The sequence below is a fragment of the Sphingobium cloacae genome (assembly GCF_002355855.1).
Taxonomy (GTDB): Bacteria; Pseudomonadota; Alphaproteobacteria; order Sphingomonadales; family Sphingomonadaceae; genus Sphingobium; species Sphingobium cloacae.
In genome coordinates this window covers 2282429-2308357 of sequence record NZ_AP017655.1, presented here as the reverse complement: position 1 = coordinate 2308357, position 25929 = coordinate 2282429, and the positions used below count along the sequence as shown (strand labels likewise).

The window sequence follows — 25929 nt, the reverse complement described above, 5'->3', positions numbered from 1 at the left end:
GGCGCTGCACTGGCGCCGGGCTGACGCATGAGGAGATTATGGCAAGTTCGCCGATCATGTCCGGGTCGCTTTCGCCCGTTTTGCCGGCCCATTGGCGGGATTTCGTGGCGCTGACCAAGCCCAGGGTAATGACGCTGGTGGTCTTCACCGGCCTGTGCGGATTATTGGCGGCGCCCGGCCATATCCACCCGGTCCTCGCCTTCACCGCGATCCTGTGCATCGCGCTCGGCGCGGGCGCGGCCGCGGCGCTCAACCAATGGTATGAGCGGGACACGGACGGCCTGATGCAGCGGACCGCCAGCCGCCCGCTTCCGGCGGGGCGGATGGACCCGCAATCGGCGCTGCACTTCGGCGTCGGCCTCTCCTTCTTCTCCGTGCTGCTGATGGGCGTCGCCACCAACTGGCTCGCGGCGGCGGTGCTGGCGGTGTCGATCCTCTTCTATGTCTTCGTCTACACCATCTGGCTCAAGCCCCGCACGGCGCAGAATATCGTCATCGGCGGCGCGGCCGGGGCCTTCCCGCCGGTGATCGGCTGGGCGGCGGTGACGGGCGACATATCGGCGCTGCCCGTGGCGCTCTTCATGCTGATCTTCTTCTGGACGCCGCCGCATTTCTGGGCCCTGGCCCTGTTCGTGCGGACGGACTACGCCGCCGCGGGCATCCCCATGCTGCCGGTCGTGTCGGGCGAGGTCGCGACGCGCCGCCAGATCTGGTTCTACACCGCGATCATGGCGGTGGCCGCCATGGCGCCGGTGCTGCTGCGCCTGACCGGCCTCGTCTATGGCGTCACCGCCCTGCTGGGCACGGCGCTGTTCGCGCTGTTCGCCTTCCAGGTGTACCGGCACCGCGAGGCCGACCCGGCCCGGATGATGCCGGAGCGGCGCCTTTTCAAATATTCCATCTTCTATCTGTTCCTTCTGTTCGGCGCCGTCGTGGCGGACCGCTGGTGGCTGGGATGACGCCCGAGGAGGAAAGCCAGGTGCGCGCGCGCCAGAAATCCCGCGCCATCCTGACCGGCGTGCTGCTGGCCGCGCTGGTCATCCTCTTCTACGCCATCACCATCGCGAAGATGGGCGGGGGCAATTGATGATGGCGACGCTTCCTCCCTCCCCCTTCGACAGCGCGCGCCGGAACCGGCGGACGCTCCTCATGACGGTGGTGGTCGGCCTCGCCATGCTCGCATTGGGCTTCGCGTCCGTGCCGCTCTACCGCATCTTCTGCGAACAGACGGGTTTCGGCGGCACGACCAGGCGGGCCTCGGCCGATGTCCAGGTGAAGGAAGCGACCGGCCACATCCTATCGATCCGCTTCGATTCCAACGTGCAGCCGGGCATGCCGTGGAAATTCCATCCCGAACATCCGACCCAGTCGGTGACGGTGGGGGCGCGCAACATGGCGATCTTCGTGGCGAAGAACATGTCGGACAAGCCGGTCACCGGCACCGCCAGCTTCAACGTCACGCCGACCCAGGCGGGCGCCTTCTTCGCCAAGATCGAATGTTTCTGCTTCACCCAGCAGACGCTCAAGCCCGGCGAGGAAGTGCGGATGCCGGTGCTCTATTATATCGATCCCAAGATCCTGTCCGACCCGGACAACAAGGACACGCAGGAAATAACGCTCAGCTACACCTTCTATCCTGTTGAGCAGGACAGGAAGCCAAGCTAAGGCAACAGGCAATAACGCGAACAGGGAAGAGTTAGGTCATGGCAGGCGCCAAGAATCACGATTATCACATTCTCCCGCCCAGCATCTGGCCGATGTTCGGCTCGCTGTCGGCGCTGGTCATGGCGTTCGGCGGGATCATGTGGATGCATCCCGACGCGCTGCCTGCGGGCGGCGGCTGGGTTTTCCTCATCGGCCTGGCGGGCGTCCTGTTCACCATGTTCAGCTGGTGGAGCGACGTGATCCACGAAGCGCGCGCGGGCGATCACACGCCGGTCGTGCAGCTGCATCTGCGCTACGGCATGATCCTGTTCATCGCGTCGGAAGTGATGTTCTTCGTCGGCTGGTTCTGGGCCTTCTTCGACTTTTCCCTGTTCCCCAGCCAACTCGCGCCGATCGAAGGGCTTTTCCCGTCCAAGGGCATCGAGGTGATGAACGCGTTCGAGCTGCCGTTGCTCAACACGCTGATCCTGCTGTGCTCGGGCACCACCGTCACCTGGGCGCATCACGCGCTGATCCATGGCGATCGCGAAGGGCTGAAGAAGGGCCTGTGGTGCACCATCATCCTGGGCCTGCTCTTCTCGTCGATCCAGGCTTATGAATATGCCCATGCGCCGTTCCCCTTCGGCGGCAGCCCCTATAGCTCGGCCTTCTACATGGCGACCGGCTTCCACGGCTTCCACGTGCTGGTCGGCACGATCTTCCTGATCGTCAATCTGGTCCGTTCCTATCAGGGCGATTTCACGCCGCGCCAGCATTTCGGCTTCGAAGCGGCTGCCTGGTACTGGCATTTCGTCGATGTCGTCTGGCTGTTCCTGTTCGTCGCCATCTATGTGTGGGGCGGCTGGGGCGCGCCGGTGCACGGCGGCTGAGGCCCGCGCTCTTCTCCGAATCGGGAAAACGGCCGGGATCGATTCCCGGCCGTTTTCTTTTGTCCCGGCGGGCGTTATGCCGGACCGTCATGACCATGCGCCGCTCCGTGCCCCTGATCCCGACCATCATCGTCATTCTGGCGGTGCTGGTGATGATCGCCCTTGGCATGTGGCAGCTGGAGCGGAGGCATGAGAAGGAAGCGATGCTGGCGCTCGCCGCCGCCAATCCCGCCAGGCCCGCGGTCGCCTTCCCCGCTCTTCCGCCCGTGCCGCCGGAAATCCTCTTCCGCCCGTCCTCGGTCCATTGCCTGCGGGTCGTGGGCTGGCAGGCCGAAGCCGGTCGCGCCAGGGACGGTTCGATGGGCTATCGCCATATCGCCCAATGCGCGACGGGCGCCGAAGGGCCGGGCGTCCTCGTCGCGCTCGGCGTGGGCCAGCGCCCCGATGAACGGCCGCGATGGAATGGCGGCCAGGTCGCGGGCTGGATTTCCGAGGAGCCCGACCATCGCGCCCTGCTGACGCGAATCGGCGGCCATGCCTTGCCCCTGCGGCCCATGCTGATCGCCCGCGAAGCCCCCGCGGGCCTCAAGCCCCTCGCGCCGCCCAGCGTGCAGGACGTGCCCAACAACCATCTGGCCTATGCCGTGCAATGGTTCTTCTTCGCGGCGGTCGCCGTGGCGATCTACCTCCTCGCGCTCCGCCGCCGGAACAAGCCGCCCGCCGATTCGCCGTAAAGGCTTGCTCCCGGGGCCGCGCGCCGTTACCGCGCTTCTCCATCATGCAATATGTGAGCACCAGGGGGAGCGCGCCTGCGCTGGGTTTCGAGGATGTGACGCTGGCGGGTCTGGCGTCCGACGGGGGACTTTACGTCCCGGAACGCTGGCCCGGCTTCTCGCCCGATGAAATCCGCGCCCTTTCGGGCCTTTCCTATGTGGAAACGGCGGTGCGCGTCATGGCGCCCTTCGTCGCCGGATCGCTGTCCGAAGAGGAACTGCGCGACCTGTGCGAAGCCGCCTATGGCCGGTTCAGCCACGATGCCGTGACGCCGCTGGTCCAGCTAGACCACCGTCACTGGATGCTGGAGCTGTTCCACGGCCCGACGCTGGCGTTCAAGGATGTGGCGCTGCAACTGCTCGGCCAGTTGTTCGAGCGGTTCCTCTCGCGCCGCGACGATCATCTCACCATCGTCGGCGCGACCTCGGGCGACACCGGGTCGGCCGCCATCGACGCGGTGGCGGGCCGGGAGAAGATCGACATCTTCATGCTGCATCCCGATGGCCGGGTGTCGGATGTTCAGCGGCGGCAGATGACCACCGTGCGCGCCCCCAATGTCTATAACATCGCCATCGAAGGCAGCTTCGACGATGCGCAGGCATTGGTGAAGGCGATGTTCAACGACGCCGGTTTCTCGCGCCGCTTCAACCTGTCCGCCGTCAACAGCATCAACTGGGCGCGGCTGATGGCGCAGGTCGTCTATTATTTCTATGCCGCCGTGCGTCTGGGCGCGCCGGATCGGGAAGTGGCCTTCTCCGTTCCTACCGGCAATTTCGGCGATGTGTTCGCGGGCTATGTCGCGGCGAAGATGGGCCTGCCCGTCGCCAGGCTGATGGTCGCGACCAACGTCAACGACATCCTGCACCGCGCGCTTGCCGAAGGCGATTACAGCCAGGGGCAGGTGGTCGCGACCGCCACCCCCAGCATGGACATCCAGGTCAGCTCCAATTTCGAACGTCTGCTGTTCGACGCGGGCGGCCGCGACGGCAACGCGCTGGCGAACCAGATGCGCGGGTTCGAAGCGACGCGGGCCATGCGCCTCACCAACGCGCAGCGCGATGGCGCATCGCAGCTCTTCACTTCCGCCCGTGTCGATGCCGACGGCATGACCATGGCGATGCGCTGGGCCTATGACGCGGCGGGGCAGGTGATCGACCCGCATAGCGCCGTGGGCCTCGCGGCGGCGCGCTCGCTGGACCTCGACCCGTCCATTCCGGTCGTGACGCTGGCGACCGCCCATGCCGCCAAGTTCCGCGACGCGGTGGAGCGAGCGACCGGCACGCGGCCCGCTTTGCCCTCACGCATGGGCGACCTCTTCGCGCGCGAGGAAAGCTATGCGAAGCTGCCCGGCACGTTCGACGCCGTGACCGCCTATGTCGCGGAGCGCGCGACGCCTCGGGGATAACAGGCTTGGAACTCCAGACCCTCATCGGCGAGCCATGGGCCGATTACGGCCTGATCGATTCGGGCCATGGCCGCAAGCTGGAGCGTTACGGCCGCTATCGCTTCATCCGGCCCGAACCGCAGGCGATGTGGGCGCCCGCTACCGACGACTGGCGCGCCGATGGTGAATTCATCCCCGGTTCCGACGAGGAAGGCGGCGGCCGCTGGTATTATGAACGCTCCGTGCCCGCCGAGGGATGGCCGCTCCGCTGGAACGAGGTGACCTTCCAGTCCAGCTGCACGCCCTTCCGCCATCTGGGCTTCTTCCCGGACATGGCGCCGGTGTGGGACTGGATGCGGGAGCGGACGGCGGACAAGGCCGAAGCGGATGTCCTGAACCTCTTCGGCTATACCGGCGTCGGGACGCTGGCGATGGCGTCGGCGGGCGCGAAGCTGGTGCATGTCGACGCTTCGAAGAAATCCGTCGCGCAGGCCCGGGCCAATGCGGCGCTTTCCGGGCTGGATGACCGGCCCGTCCGCTGGATCGTCGACGACGCCGCCAAATTCGTCGCGCGTGAGGTGCGGCGCGGGCGGCGCTATGACGGCATCCTGCTCGACCCGCCCAAATATGGGCGCGGGCCCGATGGGGAAGTCTGGCGTCTGGAGGAAGACCTGCCCGCCCTGATCGCGAATGGCCGCCAGCTTCTGGATGCGGACAGCCGGTTCCTGTTCCTCACCGTCTATGCCGTGCGCATGTCCGCGCTCGCCATCGGGGAATTGCTGAAACAGGCGTTCGCGGACCTGCCCGGCACGGTCGAGGCGGGCGAACTGGCCGTGCGGGAGGAATCGCGCGGCTTGCTGCTCCCCACCGCCATCTGGGCGCGCTGGCGCCGCTGAGCGCCCTTCACCGCTCCACCCGTATCTCGAACAGTTTGGGCCAGTATTTGCCGGTCACGAAGACGCGGTCGCCCGCCGCATCATAGGCGATGCCGTTGGCCACCGCCTCGCTGTCGCGCACCCCCGCCTCCTTCAGCAGCGGCGCGATGTCGATCCAGTCGATGACGCCGCCCGATCGCGGATCGATCCGCGCGATCCGGCTATCGTACCAGATATTCGCCCAGATCTCGCCCTTCACCCATTCCAGTTCGTTCAGCCGGTCGACGGGGCGGCCGTTCCACGTCACCGTGATCCGCCTTTCCTCGGTCAGGCTGTCGGGGTCGAGGAAGCGCAGCTGCGCGCTGCCGTCGCTCATGATGATGTGCCGCCCGTCCTGCGTCAGTCCCCAGCCTTCGCCCTGGTAGCGAAAGCTGGAAACGGGCGAGAAATCGCCCAGCTTCCACACGAAACCCTTCTCATGCTGCCAGGTGACGCTGACGATCCGGTCCTTCCAGTTCACGATCCCCTCGCCGAAATAGGGCCGATCGATCCTGCGCCGCTGGAGGACCTTGCCGTCCTTCAGGCGCAGCTTGCGGATCTCCGACTGCCCGGCCAGGCCCGTGCTTTCGTAAAGCGCCCCGTCATGGAAGAAGAGCCCTTCGGTGAACGCGCCGGGATCATGGGGATAGCTTTTCACCCATGTCCACGGCGTGTCCGCATGAGCGGGCAGGGCGACGAGCATCAGCCCCGCCGCCAGCAGCCCCCGCGCCCATCGCGCGCAGTCCGCGCCGATCATTCCGCCGCCTTCTCCGCCATCGCGGCGGCCAGCCAGTCCGGCACCAGCGCCGCGCCCAGCGCCTCCACCCGCCGCAATTCGATGGACAGGCCAAGGTCGGGCAGGGCCGCCCGCTGCCGTTTCTCGTCCGCCTGATCCAGCGGCACGGCGACGAGGCGGCGGCTCACCTTGTTGCGATAATGCATCCGCGCCGTATTTTCCTGCCCCACATAGCATCCCTTGTCATAATCGACGCCATGCAGTTCCCCGGCATTGGTTTCCAGCCAGAGCGTCTGGTCCTGCCCCAGCTCCTCCGCGCCTTCGAACACGCCCAGGGCCAGCCGATGCGCGCGAAAGGCGGGCGCCGCGTCCCCGTCCCCGGCCGGACCGACCCAGCGATGGCCGAGCGCGGGCAGGCGCGGGTCGAGCGGCCTGTCCGCCGCATCGGGGGACCAGTGCGCGGCCAGCCCGTCTTCCCGGGCAATCGTCACCTTCCGGCGCAGGCGATAGAGGGTCAGGCGCTTCGCCAGCGCGTCCGCCTGCGCGGCCTCGCCATCGATCAGCACGTCCTCGCCATCGCCCCACAGGATGAAGTCGAACAGCGCCTTCCCCTGCGGCGTCAGCAGGCCGGTCCAGCGCGGCTCGCCCTCTTTCAGGCCCATCACGTCGCGGGTCAGCAGGCCCTGGAGGAAGGGGCGGGCTTCCTCGCCCGAAATTCTGAGGATCGCGCGGTCGCGAAGGGTGGTGCCGGTCATCGGCTTTAGGTAGGACAGGCGGCATTCATATCCAAGCGGTGAATGACATGGCCCAGACTTTCGACCTCATCCTCAGGAACGGCGCCGTCCATACGCCGGGCGGCGCGGAAAGCGTGGACGTGGGCGTTCGCGCAGGAAAGATCGCGGCGATCGGCCCGTCGCTGGGCGACGCGGGCGAAGTGATCGACTGCACCGGGCTGGACGTGCTGCCCGGCTGCATCGACAGCCAGGTCCATTTCCGCGAGCCGGGCCTCGAATATAAGGAAGACCTCGAATCGGGCAGCCGCGCGGCGGTGCTGGGCGGCGTCACCGCCGTCTTCGAAATGCCCAACACCAACCCCAACACCGACAGCGAGGACCGGGTGCGCGACAAGCTCGCCCGCGCCCGTCACCGCATGTGGTGCGACCACGCCTTCTATGTCGGCGCGACGGCGGACAATGCGGAGCAGCTGAAGGAACTGGAGCGCATCCCCGGCACGGCGGGCGTCAAGATCTTCATGGGCGCATCGACCGGCAGCCTGCTGGTGGACGACGACGATGCCTTGTCCCGCGTGCTGGCGAGCGGCTGGCGGCGCGTCGCCATCCATGCGGAGGATGAGGCGCGGATGAACGCGCGCAAGGGTCTGCGGGTGGAGGGCGATCCGTCCTCCCATCCCGTCTGGCGCGACGACGAAAGCGCGATGATCGCGACGAAGCGCATCATCGCCCTTGCCCGCAAGGCGCGCCGCCGCATCCATATCCTGCATGTGACGACGCCCGCCGAACTGGAATATATCGCCGGGCACAAGGACATCGCCACCTGCGAGGTGACGCCCCAGCATCTGACGCTGGCCGCGGAGGACGCCTATCCCCGCCTCGGCACCCATGCCCAGATGAACCCGCCGATCCGCTCCGCCGCGCATCGCGAGGGCCTCTGGCGCTGGCTCAATCAGGGCGTGCCCGACGTGCTGGGCAGCGATCATGCCCCCCACAGCATCGAGGAAAAAGCGAAGGCCTATCCCGCTTCCCCCAGCGGGATGCCGGGGGTGCAGACGCTGGTGCCGCTGCTGCTGGACCATGTGGCGCAAGGCCGCCTCACCCTGCGCCGCTTCATCGAACTCACGTCATCGGGGCCGCAGCGCGTCTTCGGCCTCGTCGGCAAGGGGCGGATCGCGCTCGGCTATGACGCGGACTTCACCGTGGTGGACCTCAGGAAGCGGTGGACGGTCGGCAGGGACTGGCTCGCGTCCCGCTGCGACTGGTCGCCCTTCGAGGGCATGGAGCTGACCGGCAAGGCCGTGGGCACCATCATCCGCGGCCATCGCGTGATGTGGGAAGACACGCTCGCCAACGAAGCCGTGGGCGAGCCGGTGCGCTTCGAAGCGACGGAATTTTCCTAAACCGCCGCCATCCGGTTGCGGCGGACGGCCGTCATGCTGTCGCCCGCGAACAGGATCAGGCCCAGCCAGATCAGCGCGAAACTCGCCATCTGCCCATGGTTCAGCGTTTCGCCGAACAGCAGGATGCCGGACAGGAACTGCAATGTTGGCGCGATGAACTGCAACAGGCCCAGCGTCGCCATCGGCAGGCGGTGCGCCGCCACGGCGAACAGCACCAGCGGCACGGTCGTGATCGCGCCGCTCACGACCAGCATGGCGGTGGTGAAGCCGTCCTTGCCGAAGGAAACGCCGCCATGACCCGCAAGCCAGCCGAGATAGGCCAGCGCGACCGGGGTCAGGATCAGCGTTTCCACGCCCAGCCCCGCCATAGGCGCAACCGGTGTCATCTTGCGGATCAGCGCATAGAAAGCGAAGGAGAAAGCCAGCAATATGCTGATCCAAAGCGTCGTCAGCGCGGACGCGGCCATGATCGCGACGCCGATCCCCGCGATCCCGATCGCCAGCGTCTGCCCGCGCCGCAGCCTTTCCTTGAGCACCAGCACGCCCAGCGCGACATTGACCAGCGGATTGAGGAAATAGCCCAGGCTCGCGGCAATCACATGGCCGTCGTTCACGGCCCAGATATAGGTCGTCCAGTTGGTCGCGATGAAGACCGCACTGGCCGCCAGCGGCAACAGCAGGCGCGGCGTCGCCAGCACCTCCCGGAACGGTCCCAGCGCCCGGCGCGCCGCCAGCAGGACGAGGATCAGGATCAGCGACCAGAACACCCGCTGCGCCACCAGTTCGAACGGGCCGACATGGTGCAGCAGCTTGAAGAAGATGGGAAGCAGCCCCCAAAGGCCATAGGCCGCCAGCGCGGCCGGAAGGCCGCTGCGTCCCTCATCGGCAGGCCGGGCGTTCCCCGTCACAAGAGGCCGCCGCCCATGAACAGCCGCAGAGCGCCGAACGCCGCGACGATCAGGCAGAAATTGCGTCCGCCATTTTTGGACGAGAGTATGCCGACAAAGGCGCCCACCAGCGCCATCGGCACCAATATCCAGTTGAGCGCGCCGAGCATCGGCAGCACGGCGGGGATCATCAGGATCAGGGTGACGAGGCCGATCAGGGCCGAAAGGATGTTGAGCATGGCGTCCACATGGCCCTTCCGCCCCGCCGGGGCAAGCACCCCGGCCATGCCATTGCCCGCCCAATGGCCTGACACGCATTCCCCCGCTCGGGCCGAGTGAAGTCGAAGCCTGTCCTGAACGCCGCCGCAGCCGGCGTCGAACGGCCTTTCACCGAACGGAGTGAGGTGATGGCATTCGACAGGTCCAGGGTGAACGGGGGAGGGGTCTGGAATCACGCAAAATGGAAATGTGCCATACTCCTGCGAAGGCGGGAGCCCGGTTCCGCCGTCTGATCCGGGCTCTCACGAGCCACTTGTCTCGATCAAGTGCTTCGCAGGAGCACGCCGGGTCCCGGCGGACGGACTGCAAACCGCCTCAAAACCCACGCATCGTCCGAAAAAATGCCGATTCACCAAAACTCCTAACGGAAAATTAACTTCCGCTCTTCATTCCTTGTTTACGAAGGAGTGAAGCTATGGCGTTTTCCCGGTCTTTCTGCATGGCGGCTGCGTTGCTGGCCCTGCCGCTTGCGGCCTGCGGCAAGGATGACAAGAACGCGAACCTCGCCGCGCTCGACGCGCAGCTCACCAACAACATGGTCGATCCCGCGCTCAAAAGCGCGCTGGCGGACCAGATCGTCGTCGATCCCAAGCTGGCGGGCCAGTCCAACCGCAACGCGGTGCGCTCCGCCGACAAGCCTACCAACGCCGCGCTGCCCGTGCTGACCGGCGACGCCGCCAAGGCGCTGGCGCAGGCGGTGCAGCGCGCCGGCGGCAAGCTGCTCGCCGCGCCCGCTCCGGCGCAGGGCGGCCAGATGGAATCGACCGTGACGCTGGGCGCGCTGGCCCGCGAGCAGGCGCAGCGGACCGGCGGCCGCAATTGCAGCAAGGAACTGGTCTACGGCACGCAATGGTCGCAGCGGCTGCCCGAACCCTTCACCCTCTATCCCGGCGCGCAACTGCTGGAAGCGGCGGGCGCGGAAAAGGACGGCTGCACCCTGCGCGCCGCCAGCTTCACGACGCCGGTGCCCAAGAAAAGCGTCATCGACTATTATTTCACCCAGGCCCGCCGCGCCGGCTTCGACGCGGAACATCGCCTCGTCGATGGCGACAATGTGCTGGGCGGCACGCGCAAGGATGACGGTGCGGCCTATTTCCTGCTGTTCACCGACGCGCCGGGCGGCAGGACCAATGTCGACATCATCGCCGACAATGGCCGCTGAACCCGGCCGGTTCCGCGCATAGCCGCATTGCCCGAAAGCCGTGCTCCTGCGAAGGCGCGGGGACGGGGCAAGCGGCCCGCTCCCGGCCCGGTTGCGCCGTTCGATGCGGGTTCCTGCGCTGGCTGCGCCGCCCGCGGGATCGCGGCAGCCTGATGCCTTCGTCCGGACGGCGCTTCGTTCGTCTTGCCAGGCCGCCCGGCGCCCGGCGCGCCTCACCCGCATAGCGCCATTTCCTTTGCCGCGTTTTCCCTCTAGGGCGGGCGGCATGAACAATCTGCTTCTCGTCATGGGCGGCGGCGCGGTCGGCTCCGCGCTGCGTTACCTGCTGGGGCGGCTGGCCGGGCACATGCTGCCGGGGTCGGCCTGGCCCTGGGGGACGTTCGCCGCCAATCTGCTGGGCGGCCTTGCCATGGGCCTGCTGGCGGGCTGGCTGGCGCGGTTCAGCGCCGCGCCGGGCGAACCGATCCGTCTGCTGCTGGGCGTCGGCCTCTTGGGCGGCTTCACCACCTTCTCCTCCTTCAGTCTCGAAACCCTGCTGATGATCGAGCGCGGACAGGTCGCCATGGCGCTGGCCTATGCGCTGTTCTCCGTGGTCTGCGCCGTGGGCGCGCTGGCGGGCGGGCTGCTGTTCATGCGGAGCGTCGCATGAAGGGGCGTCCTCCCGGCAAGCCCTCCGGCCCGCCGCGCGGCCGCAAGCCCGGCGGTTCCGCCGCGCCCGGCCGCGCCCGTGGAGCCGCCAAGGCGGCGCAGGCGCGCAAGGCCGACGGCGCGAAGCCCAAGGCGCCCTCGTCCCGCGCCGCGCCCACCACCGCCAAGGCTCCCGCCGCCAAGCCTGCCGCCGTCAAGGCCGCGCCGGCCAAGGCCAATCCCGCCAAGGGCGTCACGCTCGACGTGCGCCAGTATCGGGTCGGCGCGGACGATGACGGCATCCGCCTCGACCGCTGGTTCCAGCGGCATCTGCCCGATGTCGGCTTCAACATCGTGTCGCGCTGGTCGCGCACCGGGCAGCTTCGCGTCGACGGCGCGCGCGCCGCGCCGGGCGACCGTATCGCGGATGGGCAGACCATCCGCGTCCCCCCCGCCGAACCCAAGGCCGCCGCGCCCGACAAGCCGAAGCGCGCCCGCATCATCGACCTGACGCCCGACGAGATCGCCTTCGTGCAGGAGATGGTGATCCACCGCGACGGACAGGCCATCGTCATCAACAAGCCCCCCGGCCTCGCCACGCAGGGCGGGACCAGGACCGACGATCATGTCGACAAGCTGCTCGACGGCCTGATGTTCGATCTGGAAACCCGCCCCAAGCTGGTCCACCGGCTGGACAAGGACACGTCCGGCGCGCTCCTCATCGCCCGCACGTCCCGCGCGGCGGCGCATTTCGCCAAGGCCTTCTCCAGCCGCACCGCGCGCAAGGTCTATTGGGCCATCGTCATGGGCGTCCCCTCGATCGAGGACGGCATGATCGAACTCCCCCTCGCCAAGCAGCCGGGCACCGGCGGCGAGAAGATGCATGTGGACGAGGCGGAGGGCCTGCCCGCCCGCTCGCGCTATCGCGTGATCGAGCGCGCCGGGAACCGCGCCGCCTGGGTCGAGCTGCAACCCCATACCGGCCGCACGCACCAGTTGCGCGTCCATATGGCGGCGATCGGCCATCCCATCGTCGGCGACGGCAAATATGGCGGCAAGGACGCGTTCCTTTCCGGCTCGATCAGCCGCAAGATGCACCTCCATGCCCGCCGCATCCGCGTCGACCATCCCGACGGCGGGCGGATCGACGTGAAGGCGGACCTGCCCGATCATTTCGCCGCCAGCCTCGCCTCGCTGGGCTTCGATCTATCCATGGGCGACCTGCCGCTGGACGAGGAGATCGAGCGCAAGCCCACGCGCGAGGATGAAAAGAAGGTCGCCCGCGCCCACGCCAAGCAGGTCCGCAAGGGCCGTCGCGGCGAACGGCGCTCGCGCGGCGCGGGGGAGGCGAAGGGCGGCGGGCGGCGCCCATGAGCAACCGGCTCGCGGTGTTCGATTGCGACGGCACGCTGGTCGACAGCCAGCACGGCATCTGCACCGCCATGACCCGCGCCTTCGAAGCGCAGCACCTGCCCGCGCCGGACCGGCTGGCGATCCTGTCGGTGGTCGGCCTGTCGCTGCCCCACGCCATGGCGCGGCTGCTGCCCGACGCGGAGCCGCATTTCCACGATCACCTGTCCGAATGCTACAAACAGGCTTTTCAGCAGATGCGCCGCGACCAAGGCGTGTCCGAACCGCTTTATCCCGGCATCGCGGACCTCATCCGGCGGCTGGACGGCGACGGCTGGCTGCTGGGCGTCGCCACCGGCAAATCGGATCGCGGCCTTGCCCTCTGCCTGGCCGCCCATGGCATCGAAACCCATTTCGTGACGCTCCAGACCGCCGACCGCCACCCGTCCAAGCCGCACCCCTCCATGCTGCTCGCCGCCATGGCCGAAGCGGGCGCCGTGCCCGAAAGCACGGTCATGATCGGCGACACGGTGTTCGACATCGACATGGGGGTGGCGGCTGGCGTCCGCTCCCTCGGCGTCGGCTGGGGCTATCACCCGCCCGCCGACCTGATCGAGGCGGGCGCGGCCGCCGTGGCGATGGACAGCGGCGAATTGCACGGCCATATCGGCGCGCATGGATGACATGACGCCGCCGCCTGTCCCGCCCCCGGCCCCGCCGCCGCCCGTCGACCCGGAAAAGGTCGCGCGCCAGCGCTTCTTCGCCATCGGCCTTTTTCGCCTGTCGGGCGCGTTCGTCGTGATGTTCGGCATCCTGATCCTGATGCAGCGTTTCGCCTGGGTGCAGGGCGGCAAGGCCAAGGCGATGGGCCTGATCTTCGTCATCGTCGGCCTGTTCCAATATATGATCGTGCCGCGCCTTCTCCTCAGCCTCTTTCGCCGGCGTCCGCGGCCATGAAGCGTTTCTACCAGGACGCCGCCGTCGTCGCGGGGGAAGGGGGCTTTGGAATCCAGCTCGACGGCCGCCCCGTCCGCACCCCCGCGCGGGCCCTGCTGGCGCTTCCCGATGCCGCGCTTGCCGAGGCGGTGGCGCGGGAATGGCGCGCGCAGGGCGACGCCATCGACCCCCGCTCCATGCCCTTCACCGGCCTCGCCAACGCCGCCATCGACCAGATCGCGCCCCATCGCGAAGCCTTTGCCGCCGGGATCGCGCGCTATGCCGAAACCGACCTGCTCTGCTATCGCGCCGAAGCGCCGGAGGCGCTGGTCGCGCGGCAGGCGGCGGCGTGGGACCCGCTGCTGGACTGGGCGGTGGCGCGCTACGACGTGGCTTTCCGCGTGACGCGGGGCCTCCTCCCGGTCGCGCAGCCGCCCGAGACGCTGGAGCGGCTGGCGCAGGCGGTCGAGGCTTTCGATCCCTTCACGCTGGCGGGCCTTTCGACGCTGGTGACGCTCAGCGGCTCGCTGGTCTGCGGGCTGGCGGTGGTGGAGGGCGGCCATGAGCCCGCCGCCATCTGGGCCGCGGCCGAAATCGATGAGGTCTGGCAGGCCGAACAATGGGGCGAGGATGCCGAGGCGGCTGCCCGCGGCGCCCTTCGCCGTGAGGAATTTTCCACGAACTGCGCCTTTTGCGCGTTGACGCGAGCCTGACGGGCTGGGAACCACGCGGCCATTTCGGTCATTATGTCTGTTGGACGGTGCTTATTGCGCCGTGAACGGATTTTTTGAACGAAAAGATGGAGAGTTGGTTTTGTCCCGTTCTGTTTATATTGCCCTGACCACCCTTGCCGCCCCTTTCGCGCTGGCCGCGCCCTTGCAGGCGCAGGAAGCGCCCGCCGCCCCCGCCGAGTCCGCGCCTGCTGAGGCCGCCCCGGCGGAAGCCGCGCCCGCCGCGGGCCAGATGACGCAGGAGCAGATCGCCGCCTTCAATCAGGCGGTCACCGACTTCACGGCGGGCCAGCAGGCCCAGCAGGCGGGCGACAATGCGGGCGCCGTCGCCAAATATGAAGCCGCGCTCCCCGCGATCCGCACGGCGGTCCAGGCGCAGCCCGACAATATCGACAATGTGAATTTCCTCGCCAACGCGCTCTATGCCGATGCCGCCGCGCAGGGCGCGCAGGGGCAGATGGACAAGGTGATCGCGCTTTACGGCGAATCGCTTCCCCACTGGCGCAAGGTGGTGGAAGCCAAGCCCGCCGACGCGGCCAACCGGAACATTCTGGCGGGCATCCTGATCCAGCTGGGCAATCAGAAGCTGGCGGCGAAGGACATGACCGGCGCCGACCCCTATTATAAGGAAGCGGTGACCCTGGCGCGCAAGTCGGTCGCGGAAAATGCGACGGACAAGGTGAACCGCAACACCCTCCTGTCCGCGCTGATCGGCGCGAGCCAGAGCGCCAATGACGAGGCGCTCCGCAAGGAGGCGCTGGACATGGGCAAGGCGATGATGGCCGATGGCTCGATCGACTCCGTCAACAAGCCCTCGATTCAGGCGATGACGGGGCAGCAGTCGGGCTGATTCTCTTCCCGCCCGGACGCGAGGCGTCCGGGCGGGACAGGTTGTTGACGATCCGGCGATGATGCTGCCCTCCCCCTGAAGGGGGGACGCCAGCCGGACAGGGAACGGGCCGGACAGGAAAAGCGCGCCGGCGCTTGCGCCATATCTTGTCCAGGCGGATGACCGGCCAGCCCCCGGCACCGGCCGCTGGCTGGTATCCCTTCGCCCTCAGACCGTCTCCACCGTCACATGCTCCATCCGGGGCAGGGCGCTCACCCGCGCGCGCACGGCGGCGCTGTCCGCGCCGGGGGCGATGCTGATGATCGCGGCATGGGCATGGGGTCCGACGCGCCAGACATGCAGGTCGCGGATGACCGCGCCTTCCGCTTCGGTCAGGTCGCGCACCCGCGCCATCAGCGCCGGTTCGGCGGTGTCCAGCAGGATCGCGGCGGTGTCCTTCATCAATCCCCAGGCCCAGCGCGCGATCACCACCGCGCCCAGCAGGCCCACCGCCGGGTCCATCCACCACCAGTCCAGGTAACGCCCCGCCATCAGCGCCACGATCGCCAGCACCGACGTCAGCGCATCGGTCAGCACATGCACATAGGCGGCGCGCAGATTATTGTCGCTGTGCTTGTGGTCCTGCCCGGCGCCATGGTCGTGCCCGTCATGCCCCCCGTCATGCCCCCCATCATGCCCATGGTCATGGCCCAGCAGCAGCGCGCTCAGCAGGTTGACGGCAAGGCCGATCACCGCGACCAGCGTCGCTTCGCCGAACCGCACGTCCACCGGCTCGAACAGGCGCATCCCCGATTCGACCGCGATGAACAGCGCCGTCACCCCCAGCAGCAGGGCGGAGGCAAAGCCCGACAGGTCGCCCACCTTGCCCGTGCCGAAGGTGAAGCGCGGATTGCGCGCATGCCTGCGGGCATAGCCATAGGCGGCGGCGGCCACCGCCAGCGCGCCCGCATGGGTCGCCATGTGGAACCCGTCCGCCAGCAGCGCCATGGAGCCGGTGATCCATCCGAAGACGATCTCCACCACCATGGTCGCGGCGGTCAGCCAGACGACCCAGACCGTCCGCTTCGCATTCCGGTCATGCCCGGCGCTCAGGTAGATATGGTCGAAATAATGGCTGATCTCCGCATCGGCGCGCGGCGGCGGGAACCGGTCCCGCCCGCCACGCCCATCGTCCTGTCCATCGCCATGCCCGTTCCCATGCCCGCTCCCATGGGCGTGACGTTCGGGGCCGTCATGATGGCCGTGGTGATGATGATGGCCGTGGCCCTGCTCATGGTCGCCGTGCATGGTCATTTCCCGTATCGCCGGATCAGCGTTAGCATCTCTTCGGCCGCCGCTTCCCGCTGCATGTCGTTCAGGCCGGGCCGGGCCACATGCTCGCGCATATGCTGCTCGATCAGTTCCTCCATCAGGCTGCCCACCGCCCCGCGCACCGACGCGACCAGCTGCAACGTCTCGGAACAGCCCGCATCGCCCGTCAACTGCCGCTCGACGGCCTGGACCTGTCCCGCGATCCGCCGGACGCGCGCCAGCAATTTTTCCCGATCCGCCACGATATGCATAATATACCCCCCTATACTATATCGCATCCTTCGTAAACCCTTTCCCCTCGCCATCTCCTTCATGGTTTTGCATCCCGTCTTGTGCCCTTCCTCCCCCATGCCCATAAGAGGCGCCATGCTTCCCATGCCGGACCCCATCGCCCGATGAGCAGGAAAGCCGTCGTCATCGGCGCGGGCTTCGGCGGCCTGGCGCTCGCCATCCGCCTCCAGTCCGCGGGGATCGACACCACGCTGGTCGAAGCCCGCGACCGCCCCGGCGGCTGCGCCGCCCTGTGGGAAAGGGACGGCTTCATCTTCGACGCCGGGCCGACCGGCATCACCGATCCGGCCTCGCTGGCGGAGCTATGGCGTCTCTCCGGCCACGACATGGGCGAGGATGTGACGCTCCTCCCCGTCTCGCCCTTCTACCGCCTGAACTGGCCCGATGGCGCCCAGTTCGACCATGCGGGCGGGGAGGGCAGCCTGCGCGCCCGGATCGCGAAGCTCAGCCCATCGGACGTCGCGGGCTATGAACGGTTCCTCGATTATGCCGACGATGTGTATGAAGACGCCTGGCGGCGGCTCGGTTCGGCGGGCTTTCCCGATGTCCGCTCCATGGTCCGGGCCGCGCCGATGCTCGCCCGCCATCAGGCGTGGCGCTCCGTCTATTCGGTGGTCTCCTCTTATGTGAAGGATGAAAGGCTGCGGCAGGCGCTGTCGTGGCGCGTGCTGATGATCGGCGGCAATCCGTCGACCGCCAGCGGCGTCAACAGCCTGATCCACAAGCTGGAGAAGCAGGGCGGCGTCTGGTTCGCCCAGGGCGGGACCCACCGTCTGGTGCAGGGCATGGCGACTCATTTCGAGCGGCTGGGCGGCGTGCTGCGCCTGGGCGACAAGGTCGAACGGATCGAAGTGCATGGCGACCGCGCCGTGGCCGTCCGCACGGCATCGGGCTGGCGCGGCGATGCGGAGGCGGTTGCCAGCAACGCCGATCTGTTGCACAGCTATCGCGACCTTCTGGGCCATCATCCGCGCGGTCCGAAGATGGCGGAGCGGATCGCGCGCAAACACTGGTCGCCCGGCATGTTCGTCCTGCATTTCGGGATCAGGGGAAGCTGGCCCGGCATCCCGCACCACATGATGCTGTTCGGCCCGCGTTATGAAGCGTGGCTCAAGGACATTTTCGACCATGGCATCCTGCCGCAGGATGCCGCCCTCTACCTGCAACACGCCACCGTCACCGACCCGTCGCTGGCGCCGGACGGCCATTCGACCTTTTCCGTCATGACGCCCGTGCCCCATATGGGCAAATTGCCGATCGACTGGGACCGCTTCGGGCCGGTTTATGCCGAACGGATATTGGACGAGATCGAGCACCGGCTGATCCCCGACATCCGTTCCCGCATCGTCACCCAGTTTCACCGGACGCCCGCCGATCACGCGCGCGACCTGTCCGCGCATCATGGCAGCGCCTTCAGCCTGGAGCCGCGCCTGTCCCAGAATGCCGGGTTCCGGCCGCATAATCAGGATGACGTGTTGCCCAACTTCTATCTGGTGGGCGCGGGCACGCATCCGGGCGCGGGCATTCCCGGCGTGGTGGCCGGGGCGAAGGTGACGGCGGCGCTGATGCTGAAAGACCTTATATGAAGAGACTGGCGGTCTATTGCGGTTCGGCCACGCCCGCCGACCCCGCCTTTATCGAAGCCGCCCGGCAGGTGGGGCAGGGGCTGGCGCGGCGCGGCATCGGGGTCGTCTATGGCGGCGGCCGGTTGGGGTTGATGGGCACGCTCGCGGACGCCGCGCTCGAAGCGGGCGGCGAAGTGATCGGCGTCATCCCCGAAGCGCTGGTCCAGGCGGAAGCCGCCCATCATGGCTTCACGCACCTCCACATCGTCCAGACCATGCATCAGCGCAAGGCGCTGTTCACCGACCTGTCCGACGGCTTCGTGACCCTGCCGGGCGGCGTCGGCACGATGGACGAACTATGGGAAGCGATCAGCTGGGCGCAGCTTGGCTATCATGCCAAGCCGGTGGGGCTGTTGAACGTCAGCCGCTTCTACGATCCGCTGATCGCCTTCTATCGGCAGATGGTGGAGGCGGGCTTCATCCGCTCCGCCCATGCGGGCATTCTGATCCACGCGGACGACATGGACGCGCTTTTGGACGGCATGGCGCGCTATCAGCCGCATCAGCCGATCTGTTCGATGACATCGTCGCAGCTGTAAAAAAGGAGACCGATGCTTTCGCACCGGTCCCGAGTGGTGTTCGCAGGAGGAACAGGGTGAGGCGGGCGGCTTGTCGCCGCCCTGCCAATCTCAGTAATTATAGGCGCGCTCGCCATGCTCGCCGAGGTCGAGGCCTTCATATTCGACCTCCTGGCTGACCCGCAGGCCGGTCACGGCCTTGGCGATGAAGATGGCGATGGCGGTGCCGATCGACGCCCAGACGATGGTGGTCAGCGTCGCCAGGATCTGCGTCATGAGCTGACCGCCCATGGCATAGTCCGCGCCGCCGGGGCCGCCCAGCGAAGGCGCATAGACGATGGCGGTGCCGATCGCGCCGATCATGCCGCCGATGCCGTGGATGCCGAAGGCGTCGAGCGAGTCGTCATAGCCGAGCTTGGGCTTCACCACCGTCACCGCGAAGAAGCAGACGACCGAGGCGACCGCGCCCAGCACGATGGCGCCGAACGGCCCGCTATTGCCCGCCGCCGGAGTGATGGCGACGAGGCCGGCGATCACGCCCGAACAGAAGCCGAGCGCCGACGCCTTGTGGCCCGCGGCTTTCTCCGCGATCATCCAGGCCAGGGCGGCCGCGGCGGTGGCGACGAAGGTGTTGATCATGGCGAGGGCGGCCGAACCATTGGCTTCCAGCGCCGATCCGGCGTTGAACCCGAACCAGCCGACCCACAGCAGGCCGGTGCCCACGATCGTCAGCGTCAGCGAATGGGGCGGCATCGGTTCCTTGGGGAAGCCCATGCGCTTGCCCAGGATGATGCAGGCCACCAGCGCGGAGACGCCCGCGTTGATGTGCACCACCGTGCCGCCCGCGAAGTCCAGCGCGCCCATTTCGAAGAACAGGCCGCCCGCCGCCCAGACCATATGGGCGATCGGGAAATAGACGATGGTGAGCCACACGAGCGCGAACACCATCACGGCCGCAAATTTGATGCGCTCGACCACCGATCCCAGCACCAGCGCGATGGTGATCGCGGCGAAGGTCATCTGGAAGCTGACGAACACATATTCGGGAATGACCACGCCGTCCGTGAAGGTCGCCGCCGTCGACTCCGGGGTGATGCCTGACAGGAACATCTTGCCCAGGCTGGCAATGAAGGGCCTGAGCCCCTCCGAGCCGTCCGGCCCGAAGGCGAGGCTGTAGCCATAGGTGACCCAGACCAGCATCGCGAGGCACGCCACCGCGCCGATCTGCGTCATGACGGACAGCATGTTCTTGGTGCGGACCAGGCCGCCATAGAACAGCGCGAGGCCGGGAAGGATCATGGCGAGGACGAGGACGGTCGACACCATCATCCAGGCCGTGTCGCCCTTGTCCGGGACGGGGGCGGCGGCGGCATCCTGCGCCCAGGCGGGCAGGGCGGCGAACAGCGACAGGGCTGTCGCCCCGGCCACGCCGCAAAGTTTCTTGGAAAAGCTCATCAATTCCCCTTTCTTTACAGCGCGGTTTCGCCGGTTTCGCCGGTGCGGATGCGAACCGCCTGCCCGACATCGAGGACGAAGATCTTGCCATCGCCGATCGCGCCCGAATGGGCGGCGGCCTGCGCGGCTTCGACGACGCGCGGCGCGAGGTCGTCGTCGCAGACCACCTCGATCTTGATCTTGGGAACCATGTTGGTGGAATATTCGGCCCCGCGATAGATTTCGGTCTGCCCCTTCTGGCGGCCGAAGCCCTTCACCTCGCTGACCGTCATGCCCGCGATGCCCAGCGAGGAGAGTGCCTCGCGGACTTCGTCAAGCTTGAACGGCTTGATGATAGCCATGACCAGTTTCATGTCGCCCCCTTTGAATGGTGTGCGACAATCACTCAGCAAGGGCCGTGCCAATTCGTTAAATGGCGCTTAACAGGGGGTCCGGGCAAAGGCGCTCATGTTGCGGCGCCAAAAAAATGGGCAGCGGCCGGGATATGCCTAAAATTTGGGCAATCGGAGCGGTTACCAGCCTGCGCCTTCCGCCGCCGCTTCCGCTTCGCCGGGCCGGTCCGGCCGGCCCAGAACGGCATTGCGGTGGGGAAAACGGCCGAAGCGCTGGATGACGGCATGGTGTCGGCGCGCGAAGTCCAGCGATCGCTCGTCCCCGGCCGCTTCGAACAGGGTGAGGGAGAGCTCCTGGTCCTCCAGCGCCTCGCTATGCTGGAACGGCATGTAGAAGAAGAGCCTGCCCGCGCCACCGATCTGGATGTCATAGCCATGCGCGATGGCGCCCCGCGCGATGTCGCGGGCCAGCGGATCGGTGGCGAAGGCGGTGGCGCTCTGCCGGAACATGTTGCGCGGCAATTGATCGAACAGCAGCACCGCCGCCAGCGCCTCGTCCGCGCGCTCCAGGAAATCCTCGGCGGGCAGCGCCCGCTTGTCTTCCCAAACCTCCAGAAACCTATCCTTGCAGAGCCGATCCAGTTGCGGATCATGGCTCCACCAGCCTTTTTCACCGATCTGGTTGAACCAGAAATCAAGCAGCGCCGCGGCCCAATCGGCGGTCACGGCATCGGGACTGTCCGTCAGCATGTTCATGACGGATGAATGACCATCGGTGGCCATGGGTTCCTCAGCCCGTGGCGGCTTCGCGTCAGGTCGCCGTGCCACCGACGGTCAGCCCCTCGATCAGCAGCGTCGGCTGGCCGACGCCCGCGGGGACGCTTTGCCCGCCCTTGCCGCACATGCCGACGCCTTCGTCCAGCGCCCAGTCGTCGCCGATGCCCGCAACCTTCGTCAGCGCGGTCGGACCGTCGCCGATCAGGGTCGCGCCCTTGATCGGCTCGCCCAGCTTGCCGTTCTCGACCTTATAGGCTTCTGTGCAGGAAAAGACGAACTTGCCCGACACGATGTCGACCTGCCCACCGCCGAAGCTCTTGGCGAATATGCCCGTTTTCATGCGGGAAAGAAGCTCGGCCGGATCGTCATGGCCGCCCTTGATGAAGGTATTCGTCATGCGCGGCATGGGCGCATGGGCATAGCTTTCGCGGCGGCCGTTGCCGGTCGGCTCGACGCCCATCAGCCGGGCGTTCAGGCGGTCCTGCATATAGCCCTTGAGGATGCCGTCCTCGATCAGCACATTCTCGCGCGTCGGCGTGCCTTCATCGTCGATGGAGAGCGACCCGCGCCGGTCGAGGATCGCGCCGTCGTCCACCACCGTCACGCCGGGCGCGGCGACGCGCTCGCCGATGCGGCCGGAAAAGGCGCTGGTGCCCTTGCGGTTGAAATCGCCCTCCAGTCCGTGACCAATGGCTTCATGCACCAGCACGCCGGGCCAGCCGGGGCCGAGCAGCACCGTCATCTCGCCGGCGGGCGCGGCGATGGACCGCATGTTGACCCGCGCCTGCGCCAGCGCCTCGTCGATGGCGCGGTTCCAGATCGCCGCATCCATCACCTGATCGTAGAGATAGCGCCCGCCGATCCCGAAGGTGCCCGTCTCGCGGCGGCCATTCTCCTCCAAGATGATCGAGACATTGAGGCGCACCAGCGGGCGGATATCGGTCGCGGTGAAGCCGTCGGCGCGGACGATCTCCACCACCGACCAGCTTCCCGACAGGCTGACCGACACTTGCGCGACGCGCGGATCGCGGGCGCGGGCGGCGGCGTCGATCTCGGCGCACAGCTTCACCTTCTCCGCGAAAGGCACGATCTCCAGCGGATTGGCGTCGGTATAGAGATGGCGGTTGGTCCGCTGCGGCGGCGGGGCGGGCTGGCCCTTGGCCGGGTCGAGCAGCGTCAGCGTCTGCGCCGCGCGGCGGATCGCCGCTTCGCTGATGTCGTTGGCATGGGCAAAGCCGGTCATCTCGCCCGACACCCCGCGCAGGCCGAAGCCCGCGTCGGTCGAATAATCGGCGGTCTTGAGCCGACCGTCGTCGAAGCCGAAACTCTCGCTCGCGCGATATTGCAGGTAAAGCTCGCCATCGTCGCAGGCTTTCAGCGCCTGCGCAGTCAGGCGGCGCGCGCCATCGGGATCGAGCAGGCCCGGACGATAGAGCAGGCCACGGGCATCGGTGAACTGGGAAGCGAGATCGGTCATGCGCCCGATATAGGCACAGTGACCTTCAAGCCCAATGCATTTTCGTCAGAGGCTCGCGCCGGAGGAAATGTCGGGCAGGTCGCCGACTTCGGGCGTATCCGCCGGACCGCCGATCAGCACGAAGCGCCGGTCGCAATAGCCGCAATCGACATAGCCATGCTCGTCGATTTCCAGGAAAATGCGTGGATGGCCGAGCGCGGCGGGAATGTCCCCTGAACCGTCGCAGGACACGCGCGGGCGGGAGACTCGGATGATTTCAGGCGGCTGGATCATGGCCGGGCCGATTAGCAGCGCGGGGGCTTTGCCGCAATATGCGCTGGCATGGCGAAGTCACATCAGCAGCAGCGGCGGACGGCGGCACGGCTTGTCTGCCTCTGCCGGAGCGGCTTTGGCGGGCGGGTTCCAATCGAGGCAGTCCCGTGCGGCCGTTCCGCCCAGCGGCGCGAACATCAGCAGGACAGGCGCGATGCCCACGCTCATGAGGATCGAAACCAGCATGGCGGGAGAATGGCTTCGCCAGCATTGCTGGCGGATGAACGCGCTTTGGGAGAAATGGTGGGCGATGACGGGCTCGAACCGCCGACATTCTCGGTGTAAACGAGACGCTCTACCAACTGAGCTAATCGCCCCTGCGGGGAATTGCCCGCGCTTCTAGGGGTTTTTGGCTATCGGTCAAGAGCGCGTTCAGCGAACAGGGCGGCAACGAAGGGACAGGAGCGGACCTGAGAGTCCCGAACTATCCCGATCCGATCCGTGGATGGACGAGGCTTTCCGGAAGGGCATCCGCCTTTGGATACGGGGCGATGCCGTAGCGGCATGACGCGATTCGACCACCATGAAAGCTTGCCAGCAACCAATATAACGAATATGCGCGCGATTAAGTCGCAATGCATCCATTTCGGGGGAAGAGATGCAGAACATCGTTCGAGCTTCCGGGGGGAAGAGATCATGTCACTGCGACCTGTGGCGGCGGCTGTCGTCCATCGACTGCGCCGTTTCAAAATCGAAATCCGCATAACGGGCGGCAAGCTGGAATTTCTGGTGCCGGCCCAAGGCGCCTTGGGCCGTCCGAAGGCCAACGGCGAATATGCGGCCGGCCATGACGACGGCGCGGCGCGGGAATTGATGGAACTGATCCGCGAACTGCCCGCGCTTCAGCAGGCCATCGTGGAACTGGGCGCAGACACCATGCCGGAAATCCGTATCGAGCCCGGGGCGATTCCGCCGGTCGACGCGATGGTCCGCCCGGAAATCAGGCCAAATAGCTGACGCACCAGCGCATGATGGCGCGCCGGTATCGGAAGGCGATCGCGAACCCTGCAATGTTTCCGGCAAAGAAGCATGCGGCATCGCTCATTCAATATCCTTTATATCCACCATTCCCAAGGCCGATCGCCTGATCCAGGTTACAATAATCCCGCACGGGCCGATCTGTTCCCCGGCCGGCGCGGGGCGGGAAGGGGAATGGCGGGTGGAACCATATCGCCGGTCATGCATTGTCGGCGGATTCCACTATCCAGGGAGAAGACGGGTTGCCCCCTCTTGAACGCGCCGCCCGCGCCTTTGCCAAGGCCTATCTGATCGAAAGCCAAAACTGGTTTGAAGGCGATCCTTATGTCCAGAGCTGGGTGGATGCGCATTGGAAGGATTTCCGGCCGCATGTACGCGAAATATTGATGGCCGTCCGGCATCCCGGCGCGGACCTGATCGCCAGGGTCCGGGCCGGGGCGGTTTTCGCGCCGGACGCCGAAGAGATCGAATCCGCCCACATCACGATGATCGACGCCCTGTTGGAGGAAGCCGCCTGATCAGGCGCGAAGCCCGCCGCGACCTTCGGAGTCGACGAAGCGGCGGCTTGCGCGGAACCAGCGCGTCAGGGCGATGGCGGCGCTGTCGGCCAGGGCGATGAAAATACGGCGGCCGTCCAACGGATCGGCCTGCCGTTGCAGCAGCCCCCTTTCCGTCAGCGTGCGGATCCAGCGAAGCGCGGTGGTGGGCGGCACGGCCGATGCGATGCACAGGCTGGAGACGGACACGCGCTCCTGCTCCAGCCGCGCCGCGAACAGGTCGAGCAGCATGTCCCAGGCCGGATCGGCGAACAGGTCGCCGGGCAGGAACTCATCCCGCAACCGGCGCGCGCGCAGCAGGTCGCGCACCTGCTGGGGCGTCACGTCCTTTCCGATCTCGCCGCCCTCCTGTTCCTCGCCCAGGGGCGAGAGCGCGGGCATGCCGATATAATCGCTCGGCCGGTCGGAAATGCGGGGGCCCAGTTCGAAGGAAGGCGCGGCCTGTTGCCGCTGCGTCAATGTTTCCAGCGTGCGGGCGAGACGGCTGACTTCATCGCTCAGCTTTTGCAGGCGGATGCCGTCGCTGTCGCTGCTGAGGTCATGGACGCTGCGGACGGTCTCCACGCTTTCCGCCGCTGCGAGCAGGGTGGCGGCGAGGTCGGTTTCGTCGGGCTGGCACAGCAACTGGGTGCGGTCGTTGCGCGTGCAGGCATAAGCGAGGTCTATGGTGTCGAGCCCTGCGACGAGGATCACGGGAATCTCCCGCTGGATGGCAAAGGTCTCCACCTGCACCAGCAGCCGTTCCAGGATCGGGCTGGGCCTGTCGCACAGCAGCAGGATGACGTCGCAGCCCAGCTGGATGTCGAGCCGGGATGACGCGTCCTCCAGCCCCACCACTTCCAGCAGGCGCAGGCCCGCCGCCTCGGCGGCTGCCGCGATTTCGCCGGTTCCCCCCATATCGGTCAGAACCAGCAGGCCGGGGCGGTCATCCCTTTCACCGAAGGGCAAGGGGAAGCGTCCGTCTTTTGTGCCGTAAGGGAAATCATTGGTCATGTGGC

At 67.1% G+C, this 25929-nt stretch carries 32 protein-coding genes and 1 tRNA gene; 19 read left to right on the top strand and 14 right to left on the bottom strand.

The genetic code is table 11. From position 1 onward, the window contains the following. The first annotated feature begins 38 nt into the window (after window positions 1–38). The 7 genes from SCLO_RS11540 to SCLO_RS11515 all read left to right on the top strand — a co-directional run bounded on the left by SCLO_RS11540 (window position 39) and on the right by SCLO_RS11515 (window position 5588). Window positions 39–959: a heme o synthase gene (locus SCLO_RS11540; protein ID WP_066516875.1), complete on the top strand. Its 921-nt coding sequence runs from the start codon at window positions 39–41 to the stop codon at window positions 957–959. Then, window positions 956–1087, top strand: coding sequence for a hypothetical protein (locus SCLO_RS24200; protein WP_269459013.1), 132 nt, complete (start codon window positions 956–958; stop codon window positions 1085–1087). The genes SCLO_RS11540 and SCLO_RS24200 overlap by 4 nt, the downstream gene beginning before the upstream one ends. Window positions 1088–1089: 2 nt before the next feature. Continuing rightward, window positions 1090–1665, top strand: a complete 576-nt coding sequence (locus SCLO_RS11535) for a cytochrome c oxidase assembly protein (protein ID WP_066516925.1) — start codon at window positions 1090–1092, stop codon at window positions 1663–1665. Window positions 1666–1703: 38 nt separating this feature from the next. Continuing rightward, the gene (locus tag SCLO_RS11530; protein ID WP_066516873.1) at window positions 1704–2534 is read left to right on the top strand and encodes a cytochrome c oxidase subunit 3; all 831 of its coding nucleotides are present in this window, start codon (window positions 1704–1706) and stop codon (window positions 2532–2534) included. Between the two features lie 95 nt (window positions 2535–2629). Beyond that, window positions 2630–3268 carry an SURF1 family protein gene (locus SCLO_RS11525; protein WP_066516872.1) on the top strand — a complete coding sequence of 213 codons (639 nt, stop codon included), beginning with the start codon at window positions 2630–2632 and terminating at the stop codon, window positions 3266–3268. A gap of 44 nt (window positions 3269–3312) precedes the next feature. Then, window positions 3313–4713, top strand: a complete 1401-nt coding sequence (thrC, locus tag SCLO_RS11520; RefSeq protein WP_066516871.1) for a threonine synthase — start codon at window positions 3313–3315, stop codon at window positions 4711–4713. Between the two features lie 5 nt (window positions 4714–4718). Beyond that, window positions 4719–5588 carry a class I SAM-dependent methyltransferase gene (locus SCLO_RS11515; protein WP_066516870.1) on the top strand — a complete coding sequence of 290 codons (870 nt, stop codon included), beginning with the start codon at window positions 4719–4721 and terminating at the stop codon, window positions 5586–5588. A 7-nt stretch (window positions 5589–5595) separates the two neighbouring features. On the opposite strand, the gene SCLO_RS11510 is transcribed toward SCLO_RS11515, so the two are convergent. Together SCLO_RS11510 and ygfZ are read right to left on the bottom strand one after the other, a co-directional pair. After that, entirely contained in the window at window positions 5596–6309 is a 714-nt protein-coding gene (locus SCLO_RS11510; RefSeq protein ID WP_174521953.1) for a glutaminyl-peptide cyclotransferase, read from the bottom strand. 50 nt (window positions 6310–6359) lie between these two features. After that, complete coding sequence (gene ygfZ / locus SCLO_RS11505) at window positions 6360–7097, bottom strand: CAF17-like 4Fe-4S cluster assembly/insertion protein YgfZ (RefSeq protein WP_066516865.1); 738 nt, start codon at window positions 7095–7097, stop codon at window positions 6360–6362. Window positions 7098–7144: 47 nt separating this feature from the next. On the opposite strand from ygfZ, the gene SCLO_RS11500 reads away from it, so the two are divergent. Next, window positions 7145–8476, top strand: a complete 1332-nt coding sequence (locus SCLO_RS11500) for a dihydroorotase (protein WP_066516864.1) — start codon at window positions 7145–7147, stop codon at window positions 8474–8476. Here the strand turns inward: SCLO_RS11500 and rarD are convergent. After that, complete coding sequence (gene rarD / locus SCLO_RS11495) at window positions 8473–9330, bottom strand: EamA family transporter RarD (protein ID WP_066516924.1); 858 nt, start codon at window positions 9328–9330, stop codon at window positions 8473–8475. The genes SCLO_RS11500 and rarD overlap by 4 nt on opposite strands. Window positions 9331–9380: 50 nt before the next feature. Continuing rightward, window positions 9381–9602 (bottom strand): hypothetical protein, encoded by a 222-nt coding sequence (locus SCLO_RS23885; RefSeq protein ID WP_066516923.1) that lies wholly within the window; start codon window positions 9600–9602, stop codon window positions 9381–9383. Window positions 9603–10057: 455 nt separating this feature from the next. On the opposite strand from SCLO_RS23885, the gene SCLO_RS11485 reads away from it, so the two are divergent. The 7 genes from SCLO_RS11485 (at window position 10058) to SCLO_RS11455 (ending at window position 15298) form a co-directional block, all read left to right on the top strand. After that, window positions 10058–10804, top strand: a complete 747-nt coding sequence (locus tag SCLO_RS11485) for a hypothetical protein (RefSeq protein WP_066516862.1) — start codon at window positions 10058–10060, stop codon at window positions 10802–10804. Window positions 10805–11069: 265 nt separating this feature from the next. Further along, window positions 11070–11453: a fluoride efflux transporter CrcB gene (crcB, locus tag SCLO_RS11480; RefSeq protein ID WP_066516860.1), complete on the top strand. Its 384-nt coding sequence runs from the start codon at window positions 11070–11072 to the stop codon at window positions 11451–11453. Next, on the top strand, window positions 11450–12805 hold the full coding sequence (locus SCLO_RS11475; RefSeq protein WP_066516858.1) for an RluA family pseudouridine synthase: 1356 nt from the start codon (window positions 11450–11452) through the stop codon (window positions 12803–12805). The genes crcB and SCLO_RS11475 overlap by 4 nt, the downstream gene beginning before the upstream one ends. Next, window positions 12802–13464, top strand: a complete 663-nt coding sequence (locus SCLO_RS11470; protein ID WP_066516856.1) for an HAD-IA family hydrolase — start codon at window positions 12802–12804, stop codon at window positions 13462–13464. Before SCLO_RS11475 ends, SCLO_RS11470 begins: the two co-directional genes overlap by 4 nt. A 1-nt stretch (window position 13465) precedes the next feature. After that, a complete protein-coding gene (locus SCLO_RS11465) occupies window positions 13466–13738 on the top strand; it encodes a hypothetical protein (RefSeq protein ID WP_255210232.1) in 273 nt (90 codons plus the stop codon). Then, window positions 13735–14430: an ATP12 family chaperone protein gene (locus tag SCLO_RS11460; RefSeq protein WP_066516853.1), complete on the top strand. Its 696-nt coding sequence runs from the start codon at window positions 13735–13737 to the stop codon at window positions 14428–14430. Before SCLO_RS11465 ends, SCLO_RS11460 begins: the two co-directional genes overlap by 4 nt. A 100-nt stretch (window positions 14431–14530) precedes the next feature. Further along, window positions 14531–15298 (top strand): tetratricopeptide repeat protein, encoded by a 768-nt coding sequence (locus tag SCLO_RS11455; RefSeq protein WP_066516852.1) that lies wholly within the window; start codon window positions 14531–14533, stop codon window positions 15296–15298. 207 nt (window positions 15299–15505) lie between these two features. Here SCLO_RS11455 and dmeF read toward each other — a convergent pair whose 3' ends face one another. Both dmeF and SCLO_RS11445 read right to left on the bottom strand, forming a co-directional pair. Beyond that, window positions 15506–16591: a CDF family Co(II)/Ni(II) efflux transporter DmeF gene (gene dmeF / locus SCLO_RS11450; RefSeq protein ID WP_083949067.1), complete on the bottom strand. Its 1086-nt coding sequence runs from the start codon at window positions 16589–16591 to the stop codon at window positions 15506–15508. Further along, on the bottom strand, window positions 16588–16860 hold the full coding sequence (locus tag SCLO_RS11445; protein ID WP_066516850.1) for a metal/formaldehyde-sensitive transcriptional repressor: 273 nt from the start codon (window positions 16858–16860) through the stop codon (window positions 16588–16590). The genes dmeF and SCLO_RS11445 overlap by 4 nt, the downstream gene beginning before the upstream one ends. Window positions 16861–17004: 144 nt before the next feature. Between SCLO_RS11445 and SCLO_RS11440 the strand changes: the two genes are divergently transcribed. After that, window positions 17005–18486, top strand: coding sequence for a phytoene desaturase (locus tag SCLO_RS11440; RefSeq protein WP_066516848.1), 1482 nt, complete (start codon window positions 17005–17007; stop codon window positions 18484–18486). After that, the gene (locus SCLO_RS11435) at window positions 18483–19064 is read left to right on the top strand and encodes an LOG family protein (RefSeq protein ID WP_066516847.1); all 582 of its coding nucleotides are present in this window, start codon (window positions 18483–18485) and stop codon (window positions 19062–19064) included. Before SCLO_RS11440 ends, SCLO_RS11435 begins: the two co-directional genes overlap by 4 nt. Window positions 19065–19154: 90 nt before the next feature. Here the strand turns inward: SCLO_RS11435 and SCLO_RS11430 are convergent, their stop codons facing one another. The 7 genes from SCLO_RS11430 to SCLO_RS11405 form a co-directional block, all read right to left on the bottom strand. After that, window positions 19155–20498: an ammonium transporter gene (locus tag SCLO_RS11430; protein WP_066516846.1), complete on the bottom strand. Its 1344-nt coding sequence runs from the start codon at window positions 20496–20498 to the stop codon at window positions 19155–19157. A 14-nt stretch (window positions 20499–20512) separates the two neighbouring features. Beyond that, a complete protein-coding gene (locus tag SCLO_RS11425; protein ID WP_066516844.1) occupies window positions 20513–20851 on the bottom strand; it encodes a P-II family nitrogen regulator in 339 nt (112 codons plus the stop codon). 159 nt (window positions 20852–21010) lie between these two features. Beyond that, the gene (locus SCLO_RS11420) at window positions 21011–21586 is read right to left on the bottom strand and encodes a DUF924 family protein (protein ID WP_066516920.1); all 576 of its coding nucleotides are present in this window, start codon (window positions 21584–21586) and stop codon (window positions 21011–21013) included. A 55-nt stretch (window positions 21587–21641) separates the two neighbouring features. Continuing rightward, window positions 21642–23084, bottom strand: coding sequence for a metalloprotease TldD (gene tldD / locus SCLO_RS11415; protein ID WP_066516842.1), 1443 nt, complete (start codon window positions 23082–23084; stop codon window positions 21642–21644). Window positions 23085–23129: 45 nt separating this feature from the next. Then, window positions 23130–23357, bottom strand: a complete 228-nt coding sequence (locus SCLO_RS11410; RefSeq protein WP_066516841.1) for a zinc-finger domain-containing protein — start codon at window positions 23355–23357, stop codon at window positions 23130–23132. Between the two features lie 57 nt (window positions 23358–23414). Next, on the bottom strand, window positions 23415–23582 hold the full coding sequence (locus SCLO_RS23375; RefSeq protein WP_157080308.1) for a hypothetical protein: 168 nt from the start codon (window positions 23580–23582) through the stop codon (window positions 23415–23417). Window positions 23583–23637: 55 nt separating this feature from the next. Beyond that, window positions 23638–23713 (bottom strand) — tRNA-Val (locus tag SCLO_RS11405). A gap of 319 nt (window positions 23714–24032) precedes the next feature. Between SCLO_RS11405 and SCLO_RS11400 the strand changes: the two genes are divergently transcribed. Both SCLO_RS11400 and SCLO_RS11395 read left to right on the top strand, forming a co-directional pair. Then, complete coding sequence (locus SCLO_RS11400; RefSeq protein ID WP_123905484.1) at window positions 24033–24353, top strand: hypothetical protein; 321 nt, start codon at window positions 24033–24035, stop codon at window positions 24351–24353. Window positions 24354–24616: 263 nt separating this feature from the next. Then, window positions 24617–24892 (top strand): hypothetical protein, encoded by a 276-nt coding sequence (locus tag SCLO_RS11395; RefSeq protein ID WP_066516838.1) that lies wholly within the window; start codon window positions 24617–24619, stop codon window positions 24890–24892. On the opposite strand, the gene SCLO_RS11390 is transcribed toward SCLO_RS11395, so the two are convergent. After that, on the bottom strand, window positions 24893–25924 hold the full coding sequence (locus tag SCLO_RS11390) for a winged helix DNA-binding protein (RefSeq protein ID WP_066516836.1): 1032 nt from the start codon (window positions 25922–25924) through the stop codon (window positions 24893–24895). Window positions 25925–25929: the final 5 nt, after the last annotated feature.